At 51.0% G+C, this 26405-nt stretch carries 17 protein-coding genes; 12 read left to right on the top strand and 5 right to left on the bottom strand.

Annotation, left to right across the window (positions count from 1 at the left end):
- Positions 1–54: 54 nt before the first annotated feature.
- From cmoM to CG67_RS10140, 7 genes are all read left to right on the top strand, one after another.
- Positions 55–840, top strand: a complete 786-nt coding sequence (gene cmoM, locus CG67_RS10170) for a tRNA uridine 5-oxyacetic acid(34) methyltransferase CmoM (RefSeq protein ID WP_025902841.1) — start codon at positions 55–57, stop codon at positions 838–840.
- A complete protein-coding gene (gene mukF, locus CG67_RS10165) occupies positions 837–2159 on the top strand; it encodes a chromosome partition protein MukF (RefSeq protein ID WP_025902840.1) in 1323 nt (440 codons plus the stop codon). Before cmoM ends, mukF begins: the two co-directional genes overlap by 4 nt.
- Positions 2140–2880 (top strand): chromosome partition protein MukE, encoded by a 741-nt coding sequence (mukE, locus tag CG67_RS10160; protein ID WP_025902839.1) that lies wholly within the window; start codon positions 2140–2142, stop codon positions 2878–2880. Before mukF ends, mukE begins: the two co-directional genes overlap by 20 nt.
- Complete coding sequence (gene mukB, locus CG67_RS10155; RefSeq protein ID WP_025902838.1) at positions 2877–7331, top strand: chromosome partition protein MukB; 4455 nt, start codon at positions 2877–2879, stop codon at positions 7329–7331. Before mukE ends, mukB begins: the two co-directional genes overlap by 4 nt.
- A 145-nt stretch (positions 7332–7476) precedes the next feature.
- Positions 7477–9318 carry a L,D-transpeptidase gene (ldtD, locus tag CG67_RS10150; protein WP_025902837.1) on the top strand — a complete coding sequence of 614 codons (1842 nt, stop codon included), beginning with the start codon at positions 7477–7479 and terminating at the stop codon, positions 9316–9318.
- A gap of 171 nt (positions 9319–9489) precedes the next feature.
- The gene (locus CG67_RS10145; RefSeq protein WP_025902836.1) at positions 9490–10041 is read left to right on the top strand and encodes a YcbK family protein; all 552 of its coding nucleotides are present in this window, start codon (positions 9490–9492) and stop codon (positions 10039–10041) included.
- A gap of 38 nt (positions 10042–10079) precedes the next feature.
- The gene (locus CG67_RS10140) at positions 10080–10709 is read left to right on the top strand and encodes an MBL fold metallo-hydrolase (protein ID WP_025902835.1); all 630 of its coding nucleotides are present in this window, start codon (positions 10080–10082) and stop codon (positions 10707–10709) included.
- 86 nt (positions 10710–10795) lie between these two features.
- On the opposite strand, the gene CG67_RS10135 is transcribed toward CG67_RS10140, so the two are convergent.
- The 4 genes from CG67_RS10135 to pncB all read right to left on the bottom strand — a co-directional run bounded on the left by CG67_RS10135 (position 10796) and on the right by pncB (position 16356).
- Positions 10796–11986, bottom strand: a complete 1191-nt coding sequence (locus tag CG67_RS10135; RefSeq protein WP_025902834.1) for an amino acid aminotransferase — start codon at positions 11984–11986, stop codon at positions 10796–10798.
- 236 nt (positions 11987–12222) lie between these two features.
- A complete protein-coding gene (gene ompC, locus CG67_RS10130; RefSeq protein ID WP_025902833.1) occupies positions 12223–13302 on the bottom strand; it encodes a porin OmpC in 1080 nt (359 codons plus the stop codon).
- 296 nt (positions 13303–13598) lie between these two features.
- Positions 13599–14999: an asparagine--tRNA ligase gene (gene asnS / locus CG67_RS10125; protein ID WP_025902832.1), complete on the bottom strand. Its 1401-nt coding sequence runs from the start codon at positions 14997–14999 to the stop codon at positions 13599–13601.
- 151 nt (positions 15000–15150) lie between these two features.
- Complete coding sequence (gene pncB / locus CG67_RS10120; protein WP_025902831.1) at positions 15151–16356, bottom strand: nicotinate phosphoribosyltransferase; 1206 nt, start codon at positions 16354–16356, stop codon at positions 15151–15153.
- Positions 16357–16623: 267 nt separating this feature from the next.
- Between pncB and pepN the strand changes: the two genes are divergently transcribed.
- The 3 genes from pepN (at position 16624) to CG67_RS10105 (ending at position 21146) form a co-directional block, all read left to right on the top strand.
- Positions 16624–19239, top strand: coding sequence for an aminopeptidase N (pepN, locus tag CG67_RS10115; RefSeq protein ID WP_025902830.1), 2616 nt, complete (start codon positions 16624–16626; stop codon positions 19237–19239).
- 190 nt (positions 19240–19429) lie between these two features.
- Complete coding sequence (gene pyrD / locus CG67_RS10110; RefSeq protein ID WP_025902829.1) at positions 19430–20440, top strand: quinone-dependent dihydroorotate dehydrogenase; 1011 nt, start codon at positions 19430–19432, stop codon at positions 20438–20440.
- A 163-nt stretch (positions 20441–20603) separates the two neighbouring features.
- On the top strand, positions 20604–21146 hold the full coding sequence (locus tag CG67_RS10105; RefSeq protein ID WP_025902828.1) for a cell division protein ZapC: 543 nt from the start codon (positions 20604–20606) through the stop codon (positions 21144–21146).
- Here CG67_RS10105 and CG67_RS10100 read toward each other — a convergent pair.
- Positions 21143–22261: a YcbX family protein gene (locus CG67_RS10100; protein ID WP_025902827.1), complete on the bottom strand. Its 1119-nt coding sequence runs from the start codon at positions 22259–22261 to the stop codon at positions 21143–21145. The genes CG67_RS10105 and CG67_RS10100 overlap by 4 nt on opposite strands.
- A 105-nt stretch (positions 22262–22366) precedes the next feature.
- On the opposite strand from CG67_RS10100, the gene rlmKL reads away from it, so the two are divergent.
- Both rlmKL and CG67_RS10090 read left to right on the top strand, forming a co-directional pair.
- Positions 22367–24481, top strand: coding sequence for a bifunctional 23S rRNA (guanine(2069)-N(7))-methyltransferase RlmK/23S rRNA (guanine(2445)-N(2))-methyltransferase RlmL (gene rlmKL / locus CG67_RS10095; RefSeq protein WP_025902826.1), 2115 nt, complete (start codon positions 22367–22369; stop codon positions 24479–24481).
- Between the two features lie 6 nt (positions 24482–24487).
- Complete coding sequence (locus CG67_RS10090; RefSeq protein WP_025902825.1) at positions 24488–26404, top strand: ABC transporter ATP-binding protein; 1917 nt, start codon at positions 24488–24490, stop codon at positions 26402–26404.
- Position 26405: the final 1 nt, after the last annotated feature.

Here is a 26405-nt window from a genome sequence, read left to right as displayed (position 1 = left end):
AAGACCTGTGACAAAATAGCATATTTCTTACGTGACCCATCCGGAGCTTTTGTCATGAAGGATCGTAATTTCGATGATCTTGCGGAGAAGTTTTCTCAAAATATTTATGGCACTGCGAAAGGGCAGATCCGCCAGGCAATTCTTCGCGATGAACTCGATGAGATTTTACCGACCCTTCCTGCGGGCCCGTTGTCGATAGTCGATGCCGGGGGCGGGATGGGACAAATCTCCAGCGGACTGGCCGCCAGCGGTCACCATGTCCTGCTGGGGGACGTGTCCGGAAAGATGCTGGAGCGGGCAGAAGAAAATGCTCAGCATCTGGGCGTTAGCGGTAACATGGTTTTTAAACAAATGCGGGTACAGGATATTGCAGACCATTTGGATAAACCTGCGGATCTGGTATTGTTTCATGCTGTACTTGAATGGGTTGCTGAACCCGAAACGGCGCTGAAGGCAATCTATGATGCGCTGACCCCCGGCGGGGTGTTATCGCTGATGTTTTATAACCAGAATGGTCTGGTGATGCAGAACCTGACATTGGGGAATTTTGGCTATTTACGGGCAGATATGAAAAAACGTAAAAAACGGACACTCTCTCCGGACTATCCCCGTGACCCCGTACAGGTGTATCACTGGTTAACCGAATGCGGATTTATTATTGAACAACGGGCAGGGATCCGTGTGTTCAGTGATTTTATTCGTGATATGCCCCCCAGTGCTAATGGCTTTGACGGGATCCTTGAAATGGAAAGACGCTTCAGTCGGCAGGAACCTTTCCTGAGTCTGGGGCGCTATATTCACGTCACTGCGCGCAAACCACTGCAGAAGGATCAATTATGAGTGATTTCTCCCAGACGATCCCGGAACTGGTCTCCTGGGCCCGTAAAAGCGATTTTTCAATTTCGCTGCCTACGGAGCGTCTGGCTTTCCTGCTGACAATCGCGACATTAAATGGCGAACGGATGGATGGTGAGTTGAGCGAAGGCGAACTGATCGACGGTTTCCGTCATGTCAGTAAAGCCTTTGAACAAACCAAAGAAACCGTTCAGGCCAGAGCGAATAACGCTATTAATGACATGGTCCGCCAGCGGCTGTTAAACCGTTTCACCAGCGAACAGGCAGACGGCCACGCAATTTACCGTCTGACCCCACTGGGTATCGGTATTACTGACTATTATATCCGGCAACGTGAGTTTTCAACGTTACGATTGTCGATGCAGCTCTCTATCGTCGCCAATGAACTCAAACGGGCTGCGGATGCGGCAGAAGAAAATGGGGATGAATTCCACTGGCATAGGAATGTTTTTGCTCCGCTGAAATACTCTGTTGCGGAAATCTTTGACAGTATTGATCTGACACAGCGCTCGATGGATGAACAGCAGCAGGGCGTAAAGGAAGATATTGCGGCATTGCTGAATAAAGACTGGCGGGCGGCCATATCCAGTTGTGAACTCCTGTTGTCTGAAACCTCCGGTATTCTGCGCGAATTGCAGGATACGCTGGAAGCTGCGGGCGATAAGTTACAAGCAAACCTGTTGCGGATCCAGGATGCGACGCTGAACAGCCCGGATCTGGGTTTTGTGGATAAACTGGTGTTTGATCTGCAAAACAAACTGGACCGTATCACCAGTTGGGGTCAGCAGGCGATCGATCTCTGGATTGGATATGATCGGCACGTTCATAAATTTATTCGTACGGCGATTGATATGGACAAAAATCGCGTATTTGCCCAGCGACTCAGACAATCGATACAAGGCTATTTTGATGCGCCATGGGGGCTGAGCTATGCCAGCGCCGATCGTTTATTTGATACCCGTGAAGATGAACTGATCTTACGCAATGATGAAGTTACCGGCGAACTGCCGAATGAACTTGAATTTGAAGAGTTCAATGAGATCAGGGAACAACTGATAGCCATGATTGAAGAAGCCTTACGTGTCTACAAGGAACAGGCGATACCGCTGAATCTGGCGACCGTTATGCGGGACTATCTGGCTCAGTATCCACGGGCGCGACATTTTGATTTAGCCAGAATTATTATCGATCAGGCAGTCAGTCTGGGCGTTTCTGAAGCCGACTTAGCAGGGTTACCTGCGCAGTGGCAGTCTATTAATGATTACGGAGCCAAGGTGCAGGCACATGTCATTGACAAATATTGAACAAGTGATGCCGCTTAAGCTGGCACAGGCACTGGCAAACCCGGTTTTTCCCGCGCTGGATAGCCAGTTACGGGCCGGGCGTCATATCGGATTCGAAGAATTAGATAATCATGCCTTCCTGATGGATTTTCAGGCAGAACTGGAAGAATTTTATGCCCGGTACCACGTGGAATTAGTCCGTGCCCCGGAAGGTTTTTTCTATCTGCGTCCGCGCTCTACCACCCTGATTGCCCGCTCAGTGTTGTCTGAGCTGGATATGATGGTCGGTAAAATTTTGTGCTACCTCTACCTGAGCCCGGAACGGTTGGCGAATGAGGGTATTTTTACCCAGCAGGAACTTTACGATGAGTTGCTGGCACTGGCAGATGAAAGCAAACTGCTTCGCTTTGTGAACCAGCGGTCGACCGGGTCTGATCTGGATCGTACGCGACTGCAGGAGAAGGTCAGGGCTTCCCTGAACCGCCTCCGCCGGTTGGGAATGGTCTGGTTCATGGGGAGTGACAACTCTAAATTTCGCATTATGGAGTCAGTGTTCCGCTTTGGTGCTGAAGTTCGCAGCGGTGATGAACCCCGTGAAGCCCAATTGCGTTTAATCCGTGACGGTGAAGCCGTATCTCTGGAGAAGACGGAGACAGCAGACGTTCCGGTAAGCAGCACGGAGGCAGAAAATGAGCAGTTCAGTGAAGATTCCGCAGAACGCGGGGAGGATGACGAGGAATGATTGAACGTGGAAAGTTTCGATCGCTGACATTGATTAACTGGAACGGTTTTTTTGCCCGTACCTTTGATCTCGATAATATGGTAACCACGTTATCCGGCGGTAATGGTGCAGGTAAATCCACCACTATGGCAGCATTTGTGACCGCGTTAATTCCGGACCTGACCCTGCTGCACTTCCGTAATACCACCGAAGCGGGGGCCACCAGTGGCTCCCGTGATAAAGGCCTGCACGGAAAACTGCGGGCCGGTGTCTGCTATTCCATCCTGGATGTGAGCAACTCACGCGGGCAGCGGGTCATTGCCGGCGTGCGCCTGCAGCAGGTGACCGGTCGTGATAAGAAAGTCGATATCCGGCCTTTCAGCCTGCACGATGTGCCGCCAGAGTTAAACCCGACAGAGTTGCTGACCGAGGTGGTTAACTCACGCCAGGCAAAAGTATTGTCGCTGAACGAAGTGAAAGAGCGCCTGGAATTGCAGGAAGAGATCACCTTCCGTCAGTATAACTCGGTGACCGACTATCACAGCATGATGTTCGAGCAAGGTATCGTTGCCCGCCGTCTGCGCACCCAGGGTGACCGCAGTAAATTCTATCGTCTGCTTGAAGCCTCGTTATATGGCGGTATTTCCAGTGCCATCACCCGCTCACTACGTGATTATCTGTTACCTGAAAACGGTGGTGTGCGTAAGGCTTTCCAGGACATGGAAGCCGCATTACGTGAAAACAGGATGACGCTCGAAGCTATACGGGTGACTCAGTCTGATCGTAATTTGTTTAAACACCTGATCACTGAAGCGACCGATTATGTGGCCGCCGATTATATGCGTCATGCCAATGAGCGACGTACCCATCTCGATGGTGCGCTGTTACTGCGTAATGAGTTATTTACCGGCCGTCAGGAACTGGCAAGCGGGCAGTACCGTCATGTGGAAATGGCGCGTGAACTTGCCGAACTGTCCGGCTCAGAGAAAGAATCTGAAGCGGAATATCAGGCCGCCAGTGATCATCTCAACCTGGTTCAGACGGCTGTTCGTCAGCAGGAAAAGATCACGCGCTATGAAGGCGAACTGGAGGAACTCAGTTATCGCCTGGAAGAACAGCAGGAAGTGGTGGCTGAAGCCGAAGAGATCCATGAAGATAACCAGCAGCGCGCAGAAGATGCTGAACTGGAAGTGGATGAGCTGAAGAGCCAGTTAGCGGATTTCCAGCAGGCCCTGGATGTTCAGCAAACCCGTGCGATCCAGTACCAGCAAGCCATTCAGGCATTGCAGCGTGCCCGTGAGCTGTGCGGAATTTCCGATCTTTCCCTGGAGAATGCCGAAGAGTGGCAGCAGCGCTTCAGCGCCAGAGAAGAAGAAGCGACAGAGCTGTTACTGACGCTGGAACAGAAACTGAGTGTTGCTGATGCGGCGCATAGTCAGTTCGAGCAGGCACTGGCACTGGTCAATCAAATTGCCGGCCCGGTCGGGCGTCATGAAGCCTGGCAAACCGGTCGTGAAATCATTCGCGACGCCGCGAATCAGCGCCATTATGCCGATGAATTATCTTCCCTGCGGTTACGCCTTTCTGAACTGGAGCAACGTTTACGCGAACAGCATGACGCGGAGCGTTTACTGGCTGAATTTTGTAAAAGTCAGGGGCGTCAGTACGATGCCGATGCTCTGGAAGGCCTGCACCGCGAACTGGAAGCGCAGATTGAATCTCTGTCCGACCGGGTGGCTGACGCCGGAGAACACCGTCTGACCTTGCGTCAGACGCTGAGCCAGATCCGTGAAAAGATCACGTTACTGACCAGCAAAGCACCACACTGGCTGGCCGCTCAGGAAATTCTGACTCAGCTCAGCGAGCAGACCGGCCAGGCGCTGACCAGCAGTCAGCAGGTGACCGGTTACATGCAGCAACTGCTGGAGAAAGAGCGTGAAACGACGGTCGAACGTGATGCCATTGCTGCCCGTAAGCGTGACGCGGAACAACAAATTGAGCGCCTTAGCCAGCCAGGCGGTGCAGAAGATGCCCGACTGACACAGCTGGCTGAACGTTTCGGCGGTGTGTTGCTTTCTGAAATCTATGACGATGTTACCCTGGATGATGCGCCGTACTTTTCGGCACTCTACGGGCCATCCCGTCATGCGATTGTCGTCCCTGATCTCTCGCTGATCCAGGAACAACTGGACGGACTCGAAGATTGTCCGGAAGATTTGTACCTTATCGAAGGGGATCCGCAATCATTTGATGACAGTGTCTTCAGCGCGGATGAGCTTGACGGCGCTGTCATTGTGAAAGTGGCCGACCGTCAATGGCGTTATTCCCGTTTCCCGAAAGTTCCGCTTTTTGGCCGGGCTGCGCGCGAAAATCAGCTGGAACTATTGTACAACGAGCGGGATAAGCTGGCTGAAACCTATGCAACGTTGTCGTTTGATGTTCAGAAAACTCAGCGGTTACATCAGTCGTTCAGCCGCTTTATCGGCAGCCATCTGGCCATTGCCTTTGAGCAGGATCCGGAACAGCAGATCCGCGAACTGAATGCACGTCGTCTGGATGTTGAACGCGCACTGAGTCAGCATGAAAGTGAGACGGTTCAGCAGCGTCAGCAGTATGAATCGGCGAAAGACGGGGTGGCAAAACTTAACCGGCTTCTTCCGCGGGTCAGCCTGTTGATGGACGAAACGCTGGCAGATCGTTATGAAGAGATCCGCGAGCAGGTGGAAGAAGCGCAGGAAGCTTCCCGGTTCCTGCATCAGCACGGTGTACGGATTAACAAACTTGAGTCAATGTTATCGGTGCTGCAAAACGATCCGCAGCAGCACGAACAACTGCAGGCCGATTATCAGACCGCACAACGAAAGCAGCGTGAATACAGTCAGCAGTCGTTCGCACTGACCGAAGTTATTCAGCGCCGCGCTCACTTTAGCTACTCTGATTCCGGCAGCATGGTGGACGGCAACAGTGATCTGAGTAATAAACTGCGTAAGCAACTGGAACAGGCAGAAGGTGAACGAGCGCATGCCCGCGAAAGGCTGCGTGAGCATCAGGCGATGCTGACCCAATATACTCAGGTGCTGGCATCGCTCAAAAGTTCTTACGAAGCGAAACAGGACATGCTGAAAGAGCTGCACCTTGAAATGCAGGCGATCGGTGTGACTGCAGATGTACGTGCAGAAGAACGGGCAAAATCACGCCGTGATGAGCTTTATGAGTCACTGAGCCGTAACCGCACCCGCAGTAATCAGCTTGAAAAGCAGATTTCTTTCTGTGAAGCAGAGATGGATGCACTGCAGAAGCGCCTGCGTAAACTTGAGCGGGATTATGCTCAGCAGCGTGAACAGGTCGTACGAGCGAAGGCCGGATGGTGCACTGTGATGCGTCTGGTGAAGGATAACGGTATCGAGCGCCGCCTGCATCGCCGAGAACTGGCCTATCTGGGCGGTGATGAATTACGTTCTATGTCGGATAAGGCGCTGGGGGCGTTACGTCTGGCGGTAGCGGATAATGAACATCTGCGCGATGTACTGAGGTTATCTGAAGATCCGAAATACCCTGAACGTAAGATCCGTTTCTTTATCGCGGTTTACCAGCATCTGCGTGAGCGTATCCGACAGGATATCATCCGTACCGATGACCCGGTGGAAGCCATTGAGCAGATGGAAATTGAACTGAACCGTCTGACAGAAGAACTGACAGCCCGTGAGAAGCATCTGGCGATCAGCTCACGGAGTGCGGCAAATATTCTGCGTAAAACCATCCAGCGTGAGCAGAACCGTATCCGTCAGCTCAACCAGGGGCTACAGGGCGTCAGTTTTGGTCAGGTCAACAGTGTGCGCCTGAACGTGAATGTGCGTGAAGCTCACTCCGTATTACTGGAAACGCTGGCGAATGATCATGAACAGCACCAGGATTTGTTTAACAGCCAGCGTCTGACTTTCTCAGAAGCACTGGCCAAACTGTATCAGCGTCTGAACCCGCAGATTGATATGGGACAACGGACACCGCAGGTGATTGGTGAAGAACTGTTGGATTACCGTAACTATCTGGAAATGGAAGTTGAGGTGAACCGTGGATCAGATGGCTGGCTACGTGCAGAAAGCGGTGCGCTGTCCACCGGGGAAGCTATCGGTACCGGGATGTCCATCCTGGTAATGGTGGTGCAGAGCTGGGAAGAAGAGTCCCGTCGTCTGCGTGGTAAGGATATTTCCCCTTGCCGCTTGCTGTTCCTGGATGAAGCAGCCCGACTGGATGGCCGCTCGATAGCTACTCTGTTCGAGCTGTGCGAACGTCTGGATATGCAGCTGGTGATCGCCGCACCGGAAAATATCAGTCCGGAGAAAGGCACCACGTATAAACTGGTTCGTAAAGTGGTGAATAACACCGAGCACGTTCATGTTGTCGGCTTGCGGGGATTTGTTCCCGAGCCTTCCGTAAGTGCATCATCGGGCGACCCGGGACCTCAACACTGAGTATCGAAAGTCCGGTAAATAAATGACATAAAACGGTATTTGTTTTTCAGCAAATACCGTTTTATTGTTTTAGTGCTGCTTATTCGTGTAAAGAAGAAAAATCCGGGCTAATGTAATTATTACGATAAGACATAAGGGGGCAGGGATGTTGAATAATGGTCTTAAATTACGGCCTGTAACGATATTGTGTGGTTTTTCACTGATGCTGGCACCGGTAACATCGCTGTTTGCTGCGCAGACACTTTCCGGCCATCCGGTGCATACGTCCGGTGAACATTCCGCACCGGTGCGACACAATTTTCATGCGGTCATCGCGGCGTTACCTGCCGGCGTTCATCTTTATTATTCATCCACATTAGCCTCTCTTTATCAGGCCCGGCATATGCAGCCGATGTGGCAGGATCCGGTAGCGGTAGAAAAATTTCAGCAGCAGCTTGCTGAAGTTGCCTTATCCGGTGTTCAGCCACAGTTCGGTCAGTGGGTCAGCTGGCTTTCACGCAGTGATATCACCGGTATGGAACGTGATGTCCTGTTATCAGATGCGATGCTGGGATATTTGCAGTTTGCTGCCGGCGCCCCGGTGAAAGGGGAAAGCTGGCTTTACGGGGATACACCTTATAGTCTCTCATTACCGCCATCCGGTGATATTGCCCGCTGGCAAACCTCTATAACCACCCGTAATGAGCGGGTGTTTATCGATTCTCTGATGCCTCGTCATCCTGAGTATCTGCCGATGCAGGCAGCACTGAAAAAGTTATTGTCAGAAAATCAGCAATGGCCGTATCTGACCAATCGTATTTCTATCAGACCGGGTGAAAGCAGTCCGGAGATCCCGACACTACGCACGATTTTAATCCGTAGTGGTATGCTCAGTGCGAATGCGCCGGTGTCGGCCCCGGTACATCCGTCGGCGGATACGCCTGCTCAGCAGCAACCGGTAGCGTCGACGACATCGGCAGGCAGTCAAAGTGCCTTACTGCCGGGTAAAACCCTTGCGGGCACGCCGCCTGCACAGGCTAATTCCCCGGCGGACACGGGGACCACGTCATCTGCACTGACAACGGCGGTGAACCCGGAGGATGTTTACAGTCCTGAGCTGGTGGATGCGGTGAAACGTTTCCAGCAGTGGCAGGGCCTGGCATCCGATGGTGTCATCGGGCCCAGGACCCGTGAATGGTTAAACGTCACGCCACGGATGCGTGCGGGTTTACTGGCATTAAATATCCAGCGTCTGAGACTCCTGCCTGATGATATGCACAATGGCATCATGGTGAACATCCCTAATTTTTCCATGACTTACTATGAGGATGGAAAAACGATCCTCAGTTCACGGGTGATCGTCGGACGTCCGGATAAAAAAACGCCATTGATGCGCAGCGCACTGAATGATGTTGTGCTGAATCCGCCATGGAATGTACCGACCAGTCTGGTCCGGGGCGATATTGTCCCGAAAGCCAAGAGTGATCCGGATTATCTGATGAAACATGGCTTCACATTATTATCCGGCTGGAGTGCAGATGCTCAGGTGATTAATCCGGCCAGCATTAACTGGGCAACGGTGGATCCGGCGACATTCCCTTACCGGGTACGTCAGGCGCCGGGACCACAGAATGCTCTCGGCCGTTATAAATTCAATATGCCAAGTTCTGATGCCATCTATTTACATGACACACCGAATCATATGCTGTTCCAGCGTGATATCAGGGCGCTTAGCTCCGGTTGTGTTCGTATTAATAAGGCGGCTGAACTGGCAGGGATCCTGCTGAAAAATGTGGGCTGGGACAGCAGCCGGATAGCCAGTGCCCTGCAGGAGGGAAATAGCCGCTATCTGGCTATCCGTCATCGTATTCCGGTCAATCTGTATTATCTGACGGCCTGGGTGGGTGAAGACGGGCAGCCGCGATTCCGCACTGATATCTATAATTACGATAATCTGGTTCGCCAGGGACAAAGCAGTATCGGCCCGGCAGAGAAATTGATCCTTTAACCTGAGAAAGAAAGCGCAGTCATCCTCTGCCAGCCAGCAGGATGACAGTTTCCTTCTTTATCTGCGGGCTGGCGTTGATATTCAAAAGGTCTGTATTGACGTGACTGAGACATCTGGTTAATGTGCCACCGTCTGTTTATTGTCCCGCTGTCACTCAGGTTATAGATCACCATGGATAAATTTGATCCCCAACGCAGAAAAATTCTATTGTCGGGTTGTGCCGTCGCCGGGTTGGCGTTACTGCCTGGCCTGGCAGAAGCATCATTATCGGCAACCCGCCCCCGTATACTCACGCTGAGTAATATGCATACCGGTGAAACGCTGAAAACCGAGTTTTTCAATGGTGAAACCTATAATCAGAGCGAACTGACCCGCCTGAATCATTTTTTCCGTGATTATCGGGCGAATAAGGTAAAGGATATTGATCCGCATTTATTTGACCAGCTCTACCGGTTACAGGTTATGCTGGGCACCCGGAAACCGGTTCAGCTGATCTCCGGCTACCGATCGCTGGCGACCAATAACAAATTACGTGCGTCCGGTAGCGGAGTGGCAAAACACAGTTACCATACGCTGGGCCAGGCAATGGACTTTCATATTGAAGGTGTGCAGCTGGCGATGGTACGTTCTGCAGCCCTGAAAATGCGTGCCGGTGGGGTAGGCTACTATCCGAAAAGTAATTTTGTTCATATCGATACCGGGCCGGTCAGACACTGGCAGTAACCGGTGTCTCAGAAAAAGAGGTTCAGGTATTGAGTCAGTTGAATTACACCCTTATTCCCGTCACGGCGTTTTCCCAGAATTGTTCCGTCGTCTGGTGTGGAGAACAGGGGAATACTGCACTTATCGATCCCGGCGGGGATGCCGAAGTGATAAAAAAGGCCCTCAGCGATCTGCAACGCACTCCGGAAAAAATTCTGCTGACCCACGGTCATCTTGATCATGTCGGGGCTGCCGCCGAACTGGCCGTATTTTACGGCATTCCGGTTATCGGCCCTCAGTTACGGGATAAATTTCTGCTGGATGCTTTACCACAGCAGAGTCAGATGTTTGGTTTCCCTTATTGCGCGCCTTTGCAGCCCGACCAGTGGCTGGAGGAAGGAGAAACGCTCTCTTTAGGGCAGGTTACCTTTGATATATTACATTGTCCCGGTCATACCCCCGGACATATCGTCTTCCTCGACCGGAAAAATAAACTGTTATTTTCCGGAGATGTGATTTTCAAAGGCGGGGTGGGCCGAAGTGATTTTCCACAGGGCGATCATCAGCAGTTAATGACTTCGATAGGAGAAAAACTTTTACCCTTAGGGGATAACATTACTTTTATCCCCGGGCATGGGCCGTCATCCACGCTGGGGATAGAACGTATCACTAATCCGTTTTTACAGTGAATTCCCGCGCCAGCGCTGACTGTTTCGGAAAATGCCCCACAAAAAAGCCATCCGTCGGGATGGCTTTTTTCATGCACAGAGATCAATTACAACACGGCGATAATTGATTCACAGAGTACGGACATATTATCAGGCGTCATTCCGGCAATATTGATGCGACCTGAGTCAACGGCATAGATAGCATAGTCATTGCGCAGGCGGTGTACCTGTTCAGTGGTCAGTCCGCTATAAGAGAACATACCACTTTGCTGATGAATAAACCCGAAGTCCTTACTCGCGCCTTTCTCTGTCAGGGTATTCACAAACAGCTGACGCATACGCTGAATACGCTGACGCATGTCCGATAATTCCTGTTCCCACAGTGTTCTCAGGGTATCGTCACCCAGGATCGTCGCGACCACCGCCGCACCGTGTGACGGCGGGTTAGAATAGTTTGCACGAATTGCAAACTTCACCTGGCTGAATGCGGCAGTAGCGATATCTGCATTTTCTGCCACCAGCGTGAAAGCACCTACACGTTCGTTATACAGTCCGAAGTTTTTGGAATAGGAACTGCACACCATAAGCTCTTTGTGCTGCCTGGCAAAGATACGCAGCCCCTCAGCATCTTCATCCAGTCCGCGTCCGAACCCCTGATAGGCAAAATCGAATAAAGGTAACCAGCCACGGGAAACAGACAGATCTGCCAGCTGCTGCCATTGCTCCGGCGTCGGGTCAATCCCGGTAGGGTTATGACAGCATCCGTGGAACAGGACGACATCGCCGGCAACGGCCTGTTCCAGAGAATTCAGCATGGCCGGGAAGTCCAGCTGGTGGGTTGCCGCGTCATAGTAATCATAATGACAGACTTCCAGCCCGCTGGCAGTGAAAATACTTTTGTGGTTTGGCCAGCTTGGGTTGCTTACCCAGATACGTTTAACGTTAGTCTGGCGGGTCAGGAAGTCAGCCGCCACGCGCAGTGCTCCGGTGCCTCCCGGTGTCTGCGCCGTGCAGGCACGCTTTTCGGTGATAATCGGGTTCTCTTTGCCGAACAACAGCTCCTGAGTCAGTCGGGCAAATTCCGGATAGCCATCAATACTGAGATAGCTTTTCGTCGTTTCATTTTCCAGCAGGAATTGCTCAGCTTTTTTTACACTGGTCAGAATAGTGGTTTTGCTGGTCTCATCTTTATAAACACCGATACCCAGATTAATTTTGTCAGGCCGGTTATCCGCCCGGAAAAGATCGGCCAGTCCCAGAATAGGGTCGGCAGGTGCAGCAGAAATTGATTCAAACATGAGTGAGATCCGATTGATAAATATAAACGTTTGCGCGTAAATCCAAGGTTATCCCGATAGACGGAAATTGCCAACAGTTGTTTGGGAATTTTATCCGCGGGGGATCAAAGTTTTACAATGAGCCGGGCTCAGAAATCGCAGGGGAGTTGCGGACGGATCAAACGGGGGAGAATAACAGGGGCTAAAAAAAGAAAACGGGGTCAGAAGACCCCGTTTCAGGACTAAACCGGCATGGATTAGAACTGGTAAACCAGACCTACAGCAGCGATGTTGTCAGTCGCCAGACCCAGTTTGTTGTTGTCATTCAGCTGGTTGATTTTGTAATCAACATAGGTAGACATGTTTTTGTTGAAGTAGTAAGTCGCACCCACTTCAATGTATTTAACCAGGTCGACATCGCCAAGGTTCCCGATGTCTTTACCTTTAGTCTGGACGTATGCCAGAGAAGGACGCAGACCGAAATCGAACTGATACTGAGCAACCAGCTCAATATCCTGAGTTTTGTCAGCGAAACCGGAGACTGAATTACCGTTAATTGTACCTGAGACAGGTGTTGCGTTCAGGCCTTCAGCATAGGTTGCTGCCAGGTAAACGTTGTTTGCATCATACTTCAGGCCGGTCGCCCACACCTGAGCGCGGTCGCCTTTACCCAGAGCGGCTGCATTTTGCTTAGCGGTACGGTCCTGAGAAGAGAATGCACCTGTTACTGCTACGCCGATTGGAGAGGTATAGCTGGTAGAGATACCGTAGCCGTCACCGTTAGCACGCTGAACTTCTGAACGGTCGTTTTTGCCCTGGTACTGAACGGCGAAATCCCAGCCATCAACCAGACCAAAGAAGTTGGTGTTACGGTAGGTCGCAACACCGGTAGCACGACCGGTCATGGTGTCGGTGTAACCGAAATCACCACCGAATTCTGGCAGCATATCGGTCCAGCCCAGAACGTCGTATGCGACAGCGTAGTTACGACCGTAGTCGAATGAACCATACTGACCTGCTTTCAGACCGGCAAAGCCCAGACGGGTATGAACACCGGTATTCGCGTCACTACCTTCTGAGTTATTTGCTGGCAGGGCGTATTCCCACTGGCCATAACCGGTCAGCCAGTTGTTGATCTGACTTTCACCTTTGAAACCCAGGCGGGCATAAGATTGGTCGCCATCGTTACCGGTATCTTTTGAAAAGTAGTGCACTCCGTCGACTTTACCGTACAGATCCACCGTGTTGCCGTCTTTATTATAAATTTCTGCGGCATTAGCTGCGCCTGCAACTAACAGAGCCGGGATCATAACTGCTAAAATGTTGCGCTTCATCATTTATTACCCTCGTTGGAGTTTATTAGAGACTACTCTCACTTCTGTCAATAATTCTTTACGAAACCATTGATGAAGTTTGGTGTCCTTATGTGTCTGAGGCATCTTTCCATTCATACGGTGCTATTTCTAGCGCGAATATGCTACAAAACCATAGTTCTGGTTTCAAATAGAAAATATGTGTTTCTGAATGTAAAAAACGGGGAACTTTATGAGATGAATCAATATTTCATAAAGTAATAAAGCCGGCATTTGCCGGCTTTATTATCTATATGAAATTGTTATTGATTAATTGACATTTAGAAATTGGCGTTACGTGGAGTCCGCGGGAAAGGGATAACATCTCTTACATTTTGTACACCGGTGACATAGGCGATTAAACGTTCGAAGCCTAAACCAAATCCTGAATGCGGAACCGTACCGTAGCGACGCAGATCGCGATACCACCAGTAATCTTCTTTATTCAGCCCCATTTCTTCCAGACGAGTATCGAAGACATCCAGACGCTCCTCACGTTGTGAACCACCGATGATTTCACCAATGCCTGGCGCCAGGACATCCATTGCCGCCACGGTTTTTCCGTCATCGTTCAGACGCATATAAAAGGCTTTGATGTCTTTCGGATAGTTTTTCACGACCACTGGCGCACAGAAATGTTTTTCTGCCAGGAAGCGTTCATGTTCGGATGAAAGATCGATACCCCAGGAGACAGGGTTTTCGAATTTCTGACCGCTCTTTAACAGAATATCGATAGCATCGGTATAATCAATTTGTGCAAAATCGGCTGAAACAAACTTCTCCAGTCGCTCGATAGCTTCTTTATCGACACGTTCTGCAAAGAAAGCCATATCGTCAGCACGTTCTGCAAGGACGGCTTTAAAAGCATATTTCAGCATGGCTTCTGCCAGGCCTGCGGCATCATCCAGAGAAGCAAAGGCAATTTCCGGTTCGATCATCCAGAACTCAGCCAGGTGACGGCTGGTATTTGAGTTTTCTGCACGGAACGTCGGGCCGAAAGTATAAATTTTTGACAGAGCACAGGCATAGGTTTCGCCGTTCAGCTGACCGGAGACTGTCAGGAAAGATTCTTTACCAAAGAAATCTTCACTAAAATCCACCTGGCCTTTATCGGTACGTGGCAGGTTTTCAAGGTCCAGCGTCGACACGCGGAACATTTCACCGGCACCTTCAGTATCCGAAGCGGTGATCAGCGGCGTTGATACCCAGAAGTATCCCTGCTCGTGAAAGAAACGATGGATAGCCTGTGCCAGGGTATGACGTACACGGGCGACCGCACCGATCAGATTGGTACGCGGGCGAAGGTGCGCCACTTCACGGAGATATTCGATGCTGTGACGTTTTGCTGCCATCGGATAGCTGTCCGGATCTTCCACCCACCCGGTGACTTCAATGGCAGTGGCAACAATTTCAAAGGCCTGCCCCTGTCCCGGGGATTCCACGACTTTACCGGTGACAATGACAGAACAGCCGGTGGTCAGGTGTAATACTTCGTCCTGATAATTATTAAGCGAATTATTAACAACAGCCTGAACAGGATTAAAGCAGGAACCGTCATAAATGGCGATAAAAGAAAGACCGGCTTTGGAATCTCTACGGGTACGGACCCAACCGCGTACTGTGACTTCACTGTCAACAGCAACCCGGCCTTGCAGTACGTCCACTACAGGCACTACGCTCATAATTATCTCTCTATTCAATAATGTTTATAAATGCCCCTGGCGGGGATGACGGATATGTTACTTGTGAGTTCACAGGAAACAAGAAAAATTACGCTCAGCTATCAGATTTCATGGCGAAGGAAGGAGAGAGTTCGTTCGCCCGGGGTTATCATTAGCTGGCCTGTCTGACCGGGGGGAGCTCAAAGGCTTTCTGAAGCGCTTTGACAAATGATGGGTCATGGCAAATCGTTTTGCCCGGACTGTCTGATAATTTAGCCACCGGTTTACCGTTACAGCTTAACAGCTTAATCACGATATTAAGCGGTGATACGCCCCGGATGTCACAGGTCAGACGGGTTCCAATACCGAAGGCGACCCTGACTTTGGGATCGAAATACCGGTAAAGTGCCAGCGCTTTATCCAGGGTTAAGTTATCAGAGAACACCAGAGTTTTGGTTTGCGGGTCAATTCCCAGTTTTCTGTAATGGGCGATCACTTTTTCACCCCATTCGACCGGTTCACCTGAATCGTGACGGAGACCCTGATAGCGGCTGGCAAAATTCAGGTCGAAATCGCGCAGGAAGGCATCCGTAGTAATACAATCCGTCAATGCAATACCCAGCTGGTCAGGGTATTCCTCCAGCCAGGCCTGTAAAGCGACCCGCTGGCTAATGGCTAGCTCGGGGCTGATCTGCTGATGGGCCTGGAACCATTCGTGTGCCTGTGTACCGACCGGAGAAATATTCAGGCGCCTGGCGAGATCATAGTTACTGGTCCCTGAAAGCCAGGGGACTTCCTGCTGAAGGGTTTCCACGACCGCGTGCTGAACCTGACGCGAATAGCGCCGGCGCGTACCAAAATCCATCAGTCTGAAGCGTGAGGTATCGATACCGGCCGAGGCCCGACGGAAGGCACTGAGTTTTTCGTCCAGAGTGCTCAGGGCCTGATCCACGCCAATGAACGGTGTTTTATCCCGGTGTACAAGCTCGCTTATCATTGCCAGCAACGGGATTTCCCAAAGAATGACTTCAACCCAGGGGCCGCTTAAGGTAATGCTGAGTTTGCCGTGCTGGTTACGGACATCCACCTGCTCAGGTTTGAAGCGGAAGGTTTTCAGCCATTGCAGATAGTCTGCAGTAAAGAAGGGTAAACCGGCCAGGTAGAGATATTCAGTTTCACTGAGCGCCAGTGATTGCATCTGCTCTATCTGCTGACGTAACTCGCCGGCGTAATGGCCTGGCACGTCGTCCCCGCGACAACGAAACCCGGCAGTGACCGAGACATCACGGTAATGGTGGTAAACCGCTTGCTGCATATGCAGTTTATACGCATCCGTATCCAGCAATGAAGTGATTATCGGCGGATCATGTCGTTTCATGGTGCGTACCTGCATCCTAAGTCTGCGGCGCCAGGCCTGGTCAGAGAGTGTTAAGAATATTAAACAACGATCCCAGTATAACGTTATCTGATGAAAAGTGAATCAGAACACAGTGATCCTTCTCCTGCCGGTCGGGACCCGAACGGACTCAGTGGTCAATAAATGCAGAGAATTTACCTGCAAGCGCTTTGTATCTGGAAACGGCCCGCTAAGAAGCATAAACTCGGGATGAATAAATTCTTTGATGACGATGACCGGGAAAAATTTATGACAGATCAACCACAAATTAAATATCGCCACGATTATAGCGCGCCGGATTTCACTATCACCGATATTGATCTCTCATTTATTCTCGATGAGCAACAGACCCGCGTAACGGCTGTCAGCCAGGTGAAACGTCTGAATGAGCAGGCGACTGACCTGGTCCTGCAAGGGGAATCTCTGACGCTGGACAGCCTGGAAATCGACGGACAAGCGTGGAAAGACTACAGCATTGATGAAGGTTTATTGACGGTACGGGGCGTCCCGGCAGAATTTACCTTACAGATAGTGAATACTATTCACCCGGATCAAAATACGGCACTGGAAGGACTGTATAAATCCGGTGAGGCGTTATGTACTCAGTGTGAAGCCGAAGGTTTCCACCATATCACCTGGTATACTGACCGTCCGGATGTACTGGCGCGTTTCACTACGACTATTGAAGCCGATAAGAAGAAATATCCGTATTTACTATCAAACGGTAACCGTGTTGCTTCAGGTGACAGCGAAAATGGCCGTCACTGGGTGAAATGGCAGGACCCGTTCCCAAAACCTTGTTATCTGTTTGCGCTGGTGGCGGGTGAGTTTGATGTCTTACGCGACACCTTCACCACGCGTTCAGGCCGTGATGTCGCTTTAGAAATCTTTGTGGATCAGGGCAACCTCGACAGGGCTGACTGGGCGATGACTTCGCTGAAGCAAAGTATGAAGTGGGATGAAGAGCGATTTGACCTCGAATACGATCTGGATATTTTCATGATTGTTGCCGTCGACTTCTTCAATATGGGCGCGATGGAGAATAAAGGTCTGAATATCTTTAACTCCAAATACGTACTCGCTAAAGCCGAAACGGCTACCGATAAAGATTATCTCGGTATTGAAGCTGTCATTGGTCACGAATATTTCCATAACTGGACCGGTAACCGTGTGACTTGCCGTGACTGGTTCCAGTTAAGTCTGAAAGAAGGCCTGACCGTCTTCCGTGATCAGGAATTCAGCTCTGATCTGGGATCGCGTCCGGTGAACCGTATTGAAAATGTCAGAGTGATGCGCGGTGCTCAGTTCGCGGAAGATGCCAGCCCGATGGCTCATCCGATCCGCCCGGATCAGGTGATGGAAATGAATAATTTCTATACCCTGACCGTCTACGAAAAGGGATCGGAAGTGATCCGCATGATGCACACTTTGCTGGGCGAAGAAAAATTCCAGAAAGGCATCAAACTCTATTTTCAGCGTCATGACGGTAGCGCCGCCACCTGTGATGACTTTGTGCAGGCGATGGAAGATGCTTCCGGTGTCAGTCTGACACAATTCCGCCGCTGGTATAGTCAGTCCGGTACTCCGGTACTGACCGTCAGCGATGAATACGATGCGCAGCATGACGTCTATAAATTGCATGTCAGGCAGCACACACCGGCCACAGCGGATCAGAAAGAAAAGCTGCCTTTGCATATTCCGCTGGATATTGAGCTTTATGACGCTGAAGGTAATATTATTCCGCTGCAGTACCAGGGCAAGCCAGTGTCATCCGTGCTGGATGTGACCGAAAGTGAGCAGACGTTTATCTTTGATAACGTCAGCGCCCGGCCGGTCCCTTCGTTACTGAGGGAATTTTCAGCCCCGGTTAAACTGGATTATCAGTGGAGTGATGCCCAGCTGACGTTCCTGATGCGTCATGCACGAAATGACTTTTCACGCTGGGATGCGGCACAAAGCCTGCTGTCCACCTATGTGAAACTGAATGTCTTACGTTTCAGTCAGAAGCAGCCGCTTTCTTTGCCACAACATGTCGCAGAAGCTTTCCGCGCAGTGCTGGCCGATAAAGGGGGGGACCCGGCGCTGACGGCGCTGATCCTGAGCCTGCCTTCTGAAAATGAGATGGCGGAATGGTTTGAACTCATTGATCCGGCAGCGATTGCCTCGGTCCGGACAGCGATTATCAGAACGCTGGCGAAAGAACTGCAATCAGAGTTTCTGGAAAATTACCATGGAAACCAATGCGGTGAGTATCGGGTGGTCCAGGAAGATATCGGTAAGCGTGCGCTAAAAAATGTTTGTCTGAGTTATCTGGCCTTTGGTCAGCCGGAGGAGGCTGACACTCTGGTGCGCCAGCAGTATCAGCAGGCTAATAATATGACAGATGCACTGGCTGCATTGAATGCGGCAGTGAGTGCACAGTTACCGTGTGCCGATGAACTGTTGGGACAGTGGGACGAGCGCTGGCACCAGGATGGCCTGGTGATGGATAAATGGTTTGTTATGCAGGCGACCAGCCCTGCTGCGGATGTACTGGACCGTGTGGAAGGGCTGCTTAACCACCGTTCATTTACCATGACTAACCCGAACCGTGTACGTTCACTGATCGGTGCGTTTGCTTCGGCTAACCCTTCAGCATTTCATGCGACCGATGGTAGCGGATATCGCTTCCTCACCCGTATGCTGAAAGATCTCAATAAACGTAACCCGCAAATTGCGGCACGGCTTATCGAACCCCTGATCCGTCTGAAACGCTATGACGGTCAGCGCCAGCAACTGATGAGAGAAGCGCTTGAAGAGCTGAAAGGTCTGGAGGATCTCTCCCGTGATTTATATGAAAAAATCACTAAGGCGCTGGCAGCATAATCAATGATGAAATGATCCTGAAACCACCTGCACCCCGGGTGGTTTTTTTTCATTCAGCAAATGTTCTGATTTTAGCGTTACTGCGGGTTTTCAGCGGAAATTTACTTTTCCCCGAAAGCTCATTACCATTCCGGCGCAAAATAAGCGCAGGTGATAGCCCTGCGCGCGACCATTGTTTCCAGGAGAGTGCATGTTATATCCAATCATCCGTCCTGCCCTGTTTCAGCTCGATCCCGAACGGGCCCATGAATTGACTATCAGCCAGTTGAAACTTATCCGTGGTACACCGTTTGAACGCCTGGTGCATCAGCGTGTGCCATCGCGTCCGGTCAGTTGTATGGGGTTACAATTCGATAATCCGTTGGGCCTGGCCGCCGGATTAGATAAAAATGGCGAATGTATTGATGCCTTCGGCATGATGGGCTTCGGGTTTGTTGAAGTAGGAACCGTAACGCCGCGTCCGCAAGCCGGTAATGATAAACCCCGTCTTTTTCGTTTAGTCGAAGCCGAAGGGATTATTAACCGGATGGGATTTAATAATCTCGGGGTAGATCATCTGGTAGAGAACGTTAAAAAAGCGCGTTTTAAAGGCATCATTGGTATCAATATTGGTAAGAATAAAGATACCCCGGTAGAGCAGGGCAAAGATGATTATCTGATCTGCATGGAGAAGACATACGCGCATGCCGGCTATATTACGGTAAATATTTCCTCTCCGAATACTCCGGGCTTGCGTACGTTACAGTATGGCGAAGCGCTGGATGAGCTATTATCGGCGATTAAAAATAAACAGCAGGAACTTCAGAAACGGCATCTGAAATATGTCCCGGTGGCGGTGAAGATCGCACCGGATCTGTCGGAAGAAGAATTGATCCAGGTGGCGGACAGTCTGGTCCGACATAATATTGACGGTGTGATTGCCACAAATACGACGCTGGATCGATCGCTGGTGGAAGGGCTGAAACATGCCGGAGAAAGTGGTGGCCTGAGCGGTCGTCCGGTACAACTTAAAAGTACAGAGGTTATTCACCGACTGAACCAGGAATTACAGGGACGACTGCCGATTATTGGTGTCGGTGGTATTGATTCATTAATGGCTGCGAAAGAAAAATTAGCCGCCGGTGCATCGCTTATCCAAATCTATTCCGGGTTTATTTATAAAGGACCAGGTCTGATTAAAGATATCGTGAAGAATATTTAACCAAAAAAAGCGGGTTATTTAGCCAGAGGGGTTTATTTACGCCGCTGGCTCGTTTATATTTTGTTCAGGTCAGGGATGGCCTGCCTGGCGGTTTATTATTCAGTCCTGAAAGAAGGATATTCAGGCAACGGTAAATTTGCCGTAAATTTAAGAGGCAACATCAATGACATTGAAACCTGACGATCGCTGGCACTGGTATTATGATGAAAAGCAGGACAGATTAATGCTGGATTTAACCGAAGGATTGCATTTCCGTTCGCGTTTTTCCAAAAAAATGCTGACTCCTGATGCTTTCGAATCGCAGCAATTTTGTGTTGATGATGCTGCCGGATTTTTTAATTTCGAAGAACGTTGCCGGGACGCGGATTTCAGTCATCAGCAACGGGCGGAACTGGTTCTGAATGCGCTGGTGGCCGGGCGTTTCCTGAAACCGCTGATGCCAAAAAGCTGGCACTTTACCGCCTGTCATGCGGGCTGTGTACCGGAAGCAGGGCAACTGGTGGAGGCACTGTTATCTCAAACCCGGGAACCTGTCCGTTTTCTGGTTGTGGAAGCTGGAAGCAACGCCACACTGTGTGTCCTTGCTCAGACGTCATTGGTACTGGCCGGTAAGACGCTGTTACTGGGTGAAGCGATTAAAATCATGAATGACAGGTTACGTCCCTATGAACCTGTCGGTGCACTCTGCTTCGATCAGGCGGTTTAACGCCGGTTTTCCCCGAGCACGATCGGGCTTTGCGGAATACAACTGCAACTCAGGATCGTATTACCGTCGATGGCCCCTGCATTCAGCGGAGTGACTTCTCCGCTTTCTAATGTCAGTCGGCAACAGCCGCACGACCCCATCCGGCAGGAATAAGGGATCCTTAATCCGGCATTTTCAAGCTGCTCCAGCAAAATCTGCTGATTATTTCCCCGGAATGTTTTGCCCTGACAGGTAATGTCGATCGCCGCTGCGGGCGATCCGCCTGTCGCGGTACTTGTTTCCGGAACAGTGTCGGCATAGAGGCGTGCCGGTTTGCGGGCCAGAACGGCAACGTTATCTCCACAGCGGATAACCCCGCTGTTGCGCGCGATCAAATTCAGGCCAAAATCGATGTCACCGCTGTCATCAGCAGCCTGCCTGAACGTTTTCAGGGTCTTCATCGGCTCTCCGGCCGGGTGAGCCACTCCCCGTTCAGTGCTGACCGTGGTCAGTACACAGCGACTGCAGGGTTTAGCGACATCAAACGTCACCTCGCCGACACGGATGACTGACCATTCATCTTCATCCCAGGCCGGGGCACCGCTAACGACCAGGTTAGGACGGAATTGTTCTATACGGATCCCGGCAGGACAATGATTCTGTAAATCATGGAATGAACGTTCATTAATCAGCAGGAAAGGATAGCCGTCGGCAAATCCCAGCGGAACGTCCGGGGCACGTTTAACGCGACGAGCCGGGTTTTCGCCAATCCAGCGTAACTGGACCGGATGAGGGAAAAACGTACTTAGCCAGCGGTTAATACTTTCCGGGGCAATATAAGCATCAAAGCGCGATCCCCATACTTCGGTCGTTTCTCCGCTGGCGCTGAATTCATCGAACCGGACCAGAGCCTGACTGCCGTCTTTTGCCTGTAAAAAGAGACCTTCAGCCACTATAAGCGGCGTAAAGAGGACCATCTCAGGAAAACGGCGTGCGGTAATAAACGTGCCTTCGGTATCAGTGATCATAAACAACCGATCCCAGGCAAGCCCGGCGGGACGGACCAGCGACTGGGAAACCGCCGTGCCACGCATGGATTTAACCGGATGAATAAATAGCCGCGATAAACTAATCATAGGGGAACCCGTGAGGTAACTTTTCAAAAAGAAGCTAACTTTATGACATAGCGCTGTGATTCGCTATAATGCGCAACTATTTTCAATTAAGCAGACCTAAAAATTATGAATTCTCTTTTTGCCAGTACAGGCCGTGGGCTGGAAGAACTATTAAAAACTGAGCTGGAAACGCTGGGTGCTCAGGATATCCAGCTGGTGCCGGGTGGTGTTCACTATCAGGGCGATGATAAAACGCTTTACCAGAGCCTGATGTGGAGTCGCCTTGCATCGCGGATCCTGCTGCCATTAGGAGAGTTTGGCCTGTGGAGCGATCTCGACTTATACGTCGGGGCCCAGTCGATCCCCTGGACTGAACTGTTTGACAGTCACCAGGGCTTTGTCGTGCATTTCAACGGCACCAATGAGGTTATCCGTAATAGCCAGTTCGGCGCACTGCGGATCAAGGATGCCATTGTCGATAGCTTTACCCGTAAAAATCTTCCGCGCCCGGATGTCAACCGCGATAATCCGGATATCCGTATCCACGCCTGGCTGAACAGAGATAAAGTCAGTATCTCTCTGGATCTGAGCGGAGATGCATTGCATCAGCGTAATTATCGCCAGCAGACGGGGCAGGCGCCCATGAAAGAAAACCTGGCCGCGGCTGTCGTGATGCGTTCAGGCTGGCAGCCAGGCACGCCGATGATCGACCCGATGTGTGGCTCAGGCACACTGCTGATTGAAGCCGCAATGATTGCGGCAGATCGCGCACCTGGCCTCAACCGTGAACACTGGGGTTTCCTTGCCTGGAAAGGGCATAACGATGCTCTGTGGCAGGAAGTGGTGAGCGAAGCCCGTGCGCGCGCTGGTCGGGCGATGCAGGGGAAAAAAGTCCGTTTTTATGGTTATGATAACGACCCGTCCGTGATCCAGCGGGCCCAGGCGAATGCCCGTAAAGCGGGGATGAATGCTTTTATTACATTTAAGCAGCAGGATGTTTTACAGCTGAAAAATACTCTGCCTGAAGAAGAGAAGGGGACGCTGTTAAGCAACCCTCCCTACGGGGAACGTCTGGAAAGCGAACCGGCACTGATAGCCTTGCACAGTCAACTGGGACGTATCGTGAAGAACGAGTTCGGGGGCTGGAAATTATCGCTTTTCAGCGGGTCGCCGGAGCTATTGAGCTGCCTGCAACTTCGCGCGGAACGTCAGTTTAAAGCGAAAAACGGGCCCCTTGACTGTATACAGAAAAACTACCAGCTAATGAGCGGTGCTTCTGCACGCCAGGGCGAGATTGCTGAAGATTATGCCAACCGCCTGCGTAAGAACGTGAAAAAGCTGGATAAATGGGCCAGACAGGAAGGCATTGATTGTTACCGGATTTATGATGCTGATCTGCCGGAATACAATATCGCAGTCGACCGCTATGCCGACCGGGTGGTGATTCAGGAATATGCGCCGCCGAAAACCGTGGATGCACAGAAAGCCAGACAGCGTTTATTCGATGTGATCAGCGCAACATTGCATGTGCTGGATATTCCGGCAAACCGTCTGGTGCTGAAAACCCGTGAACGTCAGCGCGGGAAAAGCCAGTATCAGAAACTTTCTGATAAAGGCGAGTTCTTCGAAGTCAAAGAATATAATGCCCGTTTCCTGGTCAACCTGACGGATTATCTGGATACCGGACTGTTTATTGACCACCGTATTGCACGTCATATGCTGGGTGAAATGAGTCAGGGGAAAGACTTCCTCAACCTGTTCGCCTATACCGGCAGCGCCAGTGTCCATGCGGGGCTGGGCGGTGCCAGGTCAACTACCACGGTGGATATGTCACGGACTTATCTGGAGTGGGCTGAACGCAACCTGCAGCTGAACGGGTTATCCGGGCGGGCACATCGGCTGATACAGTCAGACTGTCTCAGCTGGCTGGAAAATGCGACCGAGACGTTTGACCTGATCTTTATCGATCCGCCGACCTTCTCGAACTCCAAACGTATGGATGAGAGTTTTGATGTTCAGCGCGATCACCCGGAACTGATGCGGTCTCTGAAACGATTGCTGCGTCGCGGGGGCACTATTATGTTTTCTAACAATAAGCGCGGATTCAAAATGGATCATGACGCTCTGTCTGCACTGGGTCTTCAGGCGCAGGAAATTACGCAAAAAACCCTCTCTCAGGATTTTGCCAGAAATAAACATATTCATAACTGCTGGCTGATCACTGGCACGGGTAAGGAATAAATAGTTATGTCTTTAATCAGTATACATAATGCCTGGTTATCGTTCAGTGATGCGCCATTACTGGATAACACTGAGTTACACATCGAAGAAAATGAGCGTGTCTGTCTGGTCGGCCGTAACGGTGCCGGTAAATCCACACTGATGAAGATCATCAACCAGGAAATCGCGCTGGATGATGGCCGTATTGTGTACGAGCAGGATCTGGTGGTTGCCCGTCTGCAACAGGACCCGCCACGTAATATTACCGGTTCAGTCTATGACTTTGTGGCGGAAGGCGTTGCGGATCAGGCGCAATACCTGAAAGCGTACCATGCCATTTCTCATCGGGTCATGGAGGATCCGAGCGAGAAAAATCTTAACGAAATGGCCCGGTTACAATCGCTGCTGGATCACCATAACCTATGGCAGCTGGAAAGCCGGATTAACGATGTTTTACAGAATATCGGTCTGAGCCCGGACACAGAGCTGTCTTCGTTATCCGGCGGATGGTTGCGTAAAGCAGCCCTCGGCCGTGCGCTGGTCAGTAACCCGAAAGTCTTACTGCTGGATGAACCGACCAACCACCTGGATATCGAAACCATTGACTGGCTTGAGACGTTCCTGAAAACCTTCAGTGGCAGTATTGTCTTTATCTCCCATGACCGTTCCTTTATCCGCAATATGGCGACCCGTATTGTGGATCTGGATCGCGGTAAACTGGTTTCCTGGCCCGGAGATTACGATAATTTTGTGCTCGGAAAAGAAGAAGCGTTGCGTGTTGAAGAGCAGCAGAATGCTGAATTCGACCGCAAACTGGCACAGGAAGAAGTCTGGATCCGTCAGGGGATCAAAGCCCGTCGTACCCGTAATGAAGGCCGTGTCCGTGCACTGAAAGCGCTGCGCCGTGAACGTACCGAACGTCGTGAGGTGATGGGTAAAGCGAACATGCAGGTGGAAGAAGCCTCACGTTCCGGGAAAATCGTCTTTGAACTGGAAAACGTCAGCTACCAGGTGGAAGGCCGGTCACTGGTTAACGATTTCTCGGCTCAGGTACAGCGCGGCGACAAAATCGCGCTGATCGGGGCGAACGGTTGCGGTAAAACCACAATGTTACGTCTGATGCTGGGCGATTTAGCTGCAGACAGTGGCCGTGTCCATAGCGGAACCAAGCTGGAAGTGGCTTACTTTGATCAGCACAGGGCAGAGCTGGATCCGGACCGCACGGTTATGGATAACCTGGCAGAAGGTAAGCAGGAAGTGATGGTGAACGGGAAACCTCGCCATGTACTGGGTTACCTGCAGGACTTCCTGTTCCACCCTAAACGTGCGATGACACCGGTCCGCGCGCTCTCCGGAGGAGAGCGTAATCGCCTGTTACTGGCTAAACTGTTCCTGAAACCCAGCAATTTAATGATTCTGGATGAACCGACCAATGACCTGGATGTTGAAACACTGGAATTGCTGGAAGAACTGATCGACGGCTATCAGGGGACCATCCTGCTGGTGAGCCACGACCGTCAGTTTGTGGATAATACAGTAACAGACTGCTGGATTTTTGAAGGTAACGGTGAGATTGGCCGCTTTGTGGGGGGCTATCATGATGCACAGTTACAGCGTGCGGCCTACCTGCAGACCAAAAAAACGGTCAGCCCGAAACCGGCAACCAGCGCAGATAAACCGGTAAAAAATACCGAAAAAAAGGCCGCAAAACCTGCAAAGCTGAGCTATAACCTGGCGCGTGAACTGGAACAGTTACCACAGAAGCTGGAACAGCTGGAAACGCAGATTAGTGAGCTGCAGGCGCAAATGAGCGAGCCTGAGTTCTTCACTCAGCCGCAGGATAAAGTGCGGGCAGCGACAGAACAACTTACGGCCACCGAGCAGGCGCTGGAAGAGGCCTTTGCCCGCTGGGAAACCCTCGAAAATATGAGAAACGGAGCATAAC

Source organism: Tatumella sp. UCD-D_suzukii (assembly GCF_000611875.2).
Lineage (GTDB): Bacteria > Pseudomonadota > Gammaproteobacteria > Enterobacterales > Enterobacteriaceae > Tatumella > Tatumella ptyseos.
Note: the sequence above shows the minus strand (reverse complement) of the source record. Positions and strands in the feature narration are given on the sequence as shown.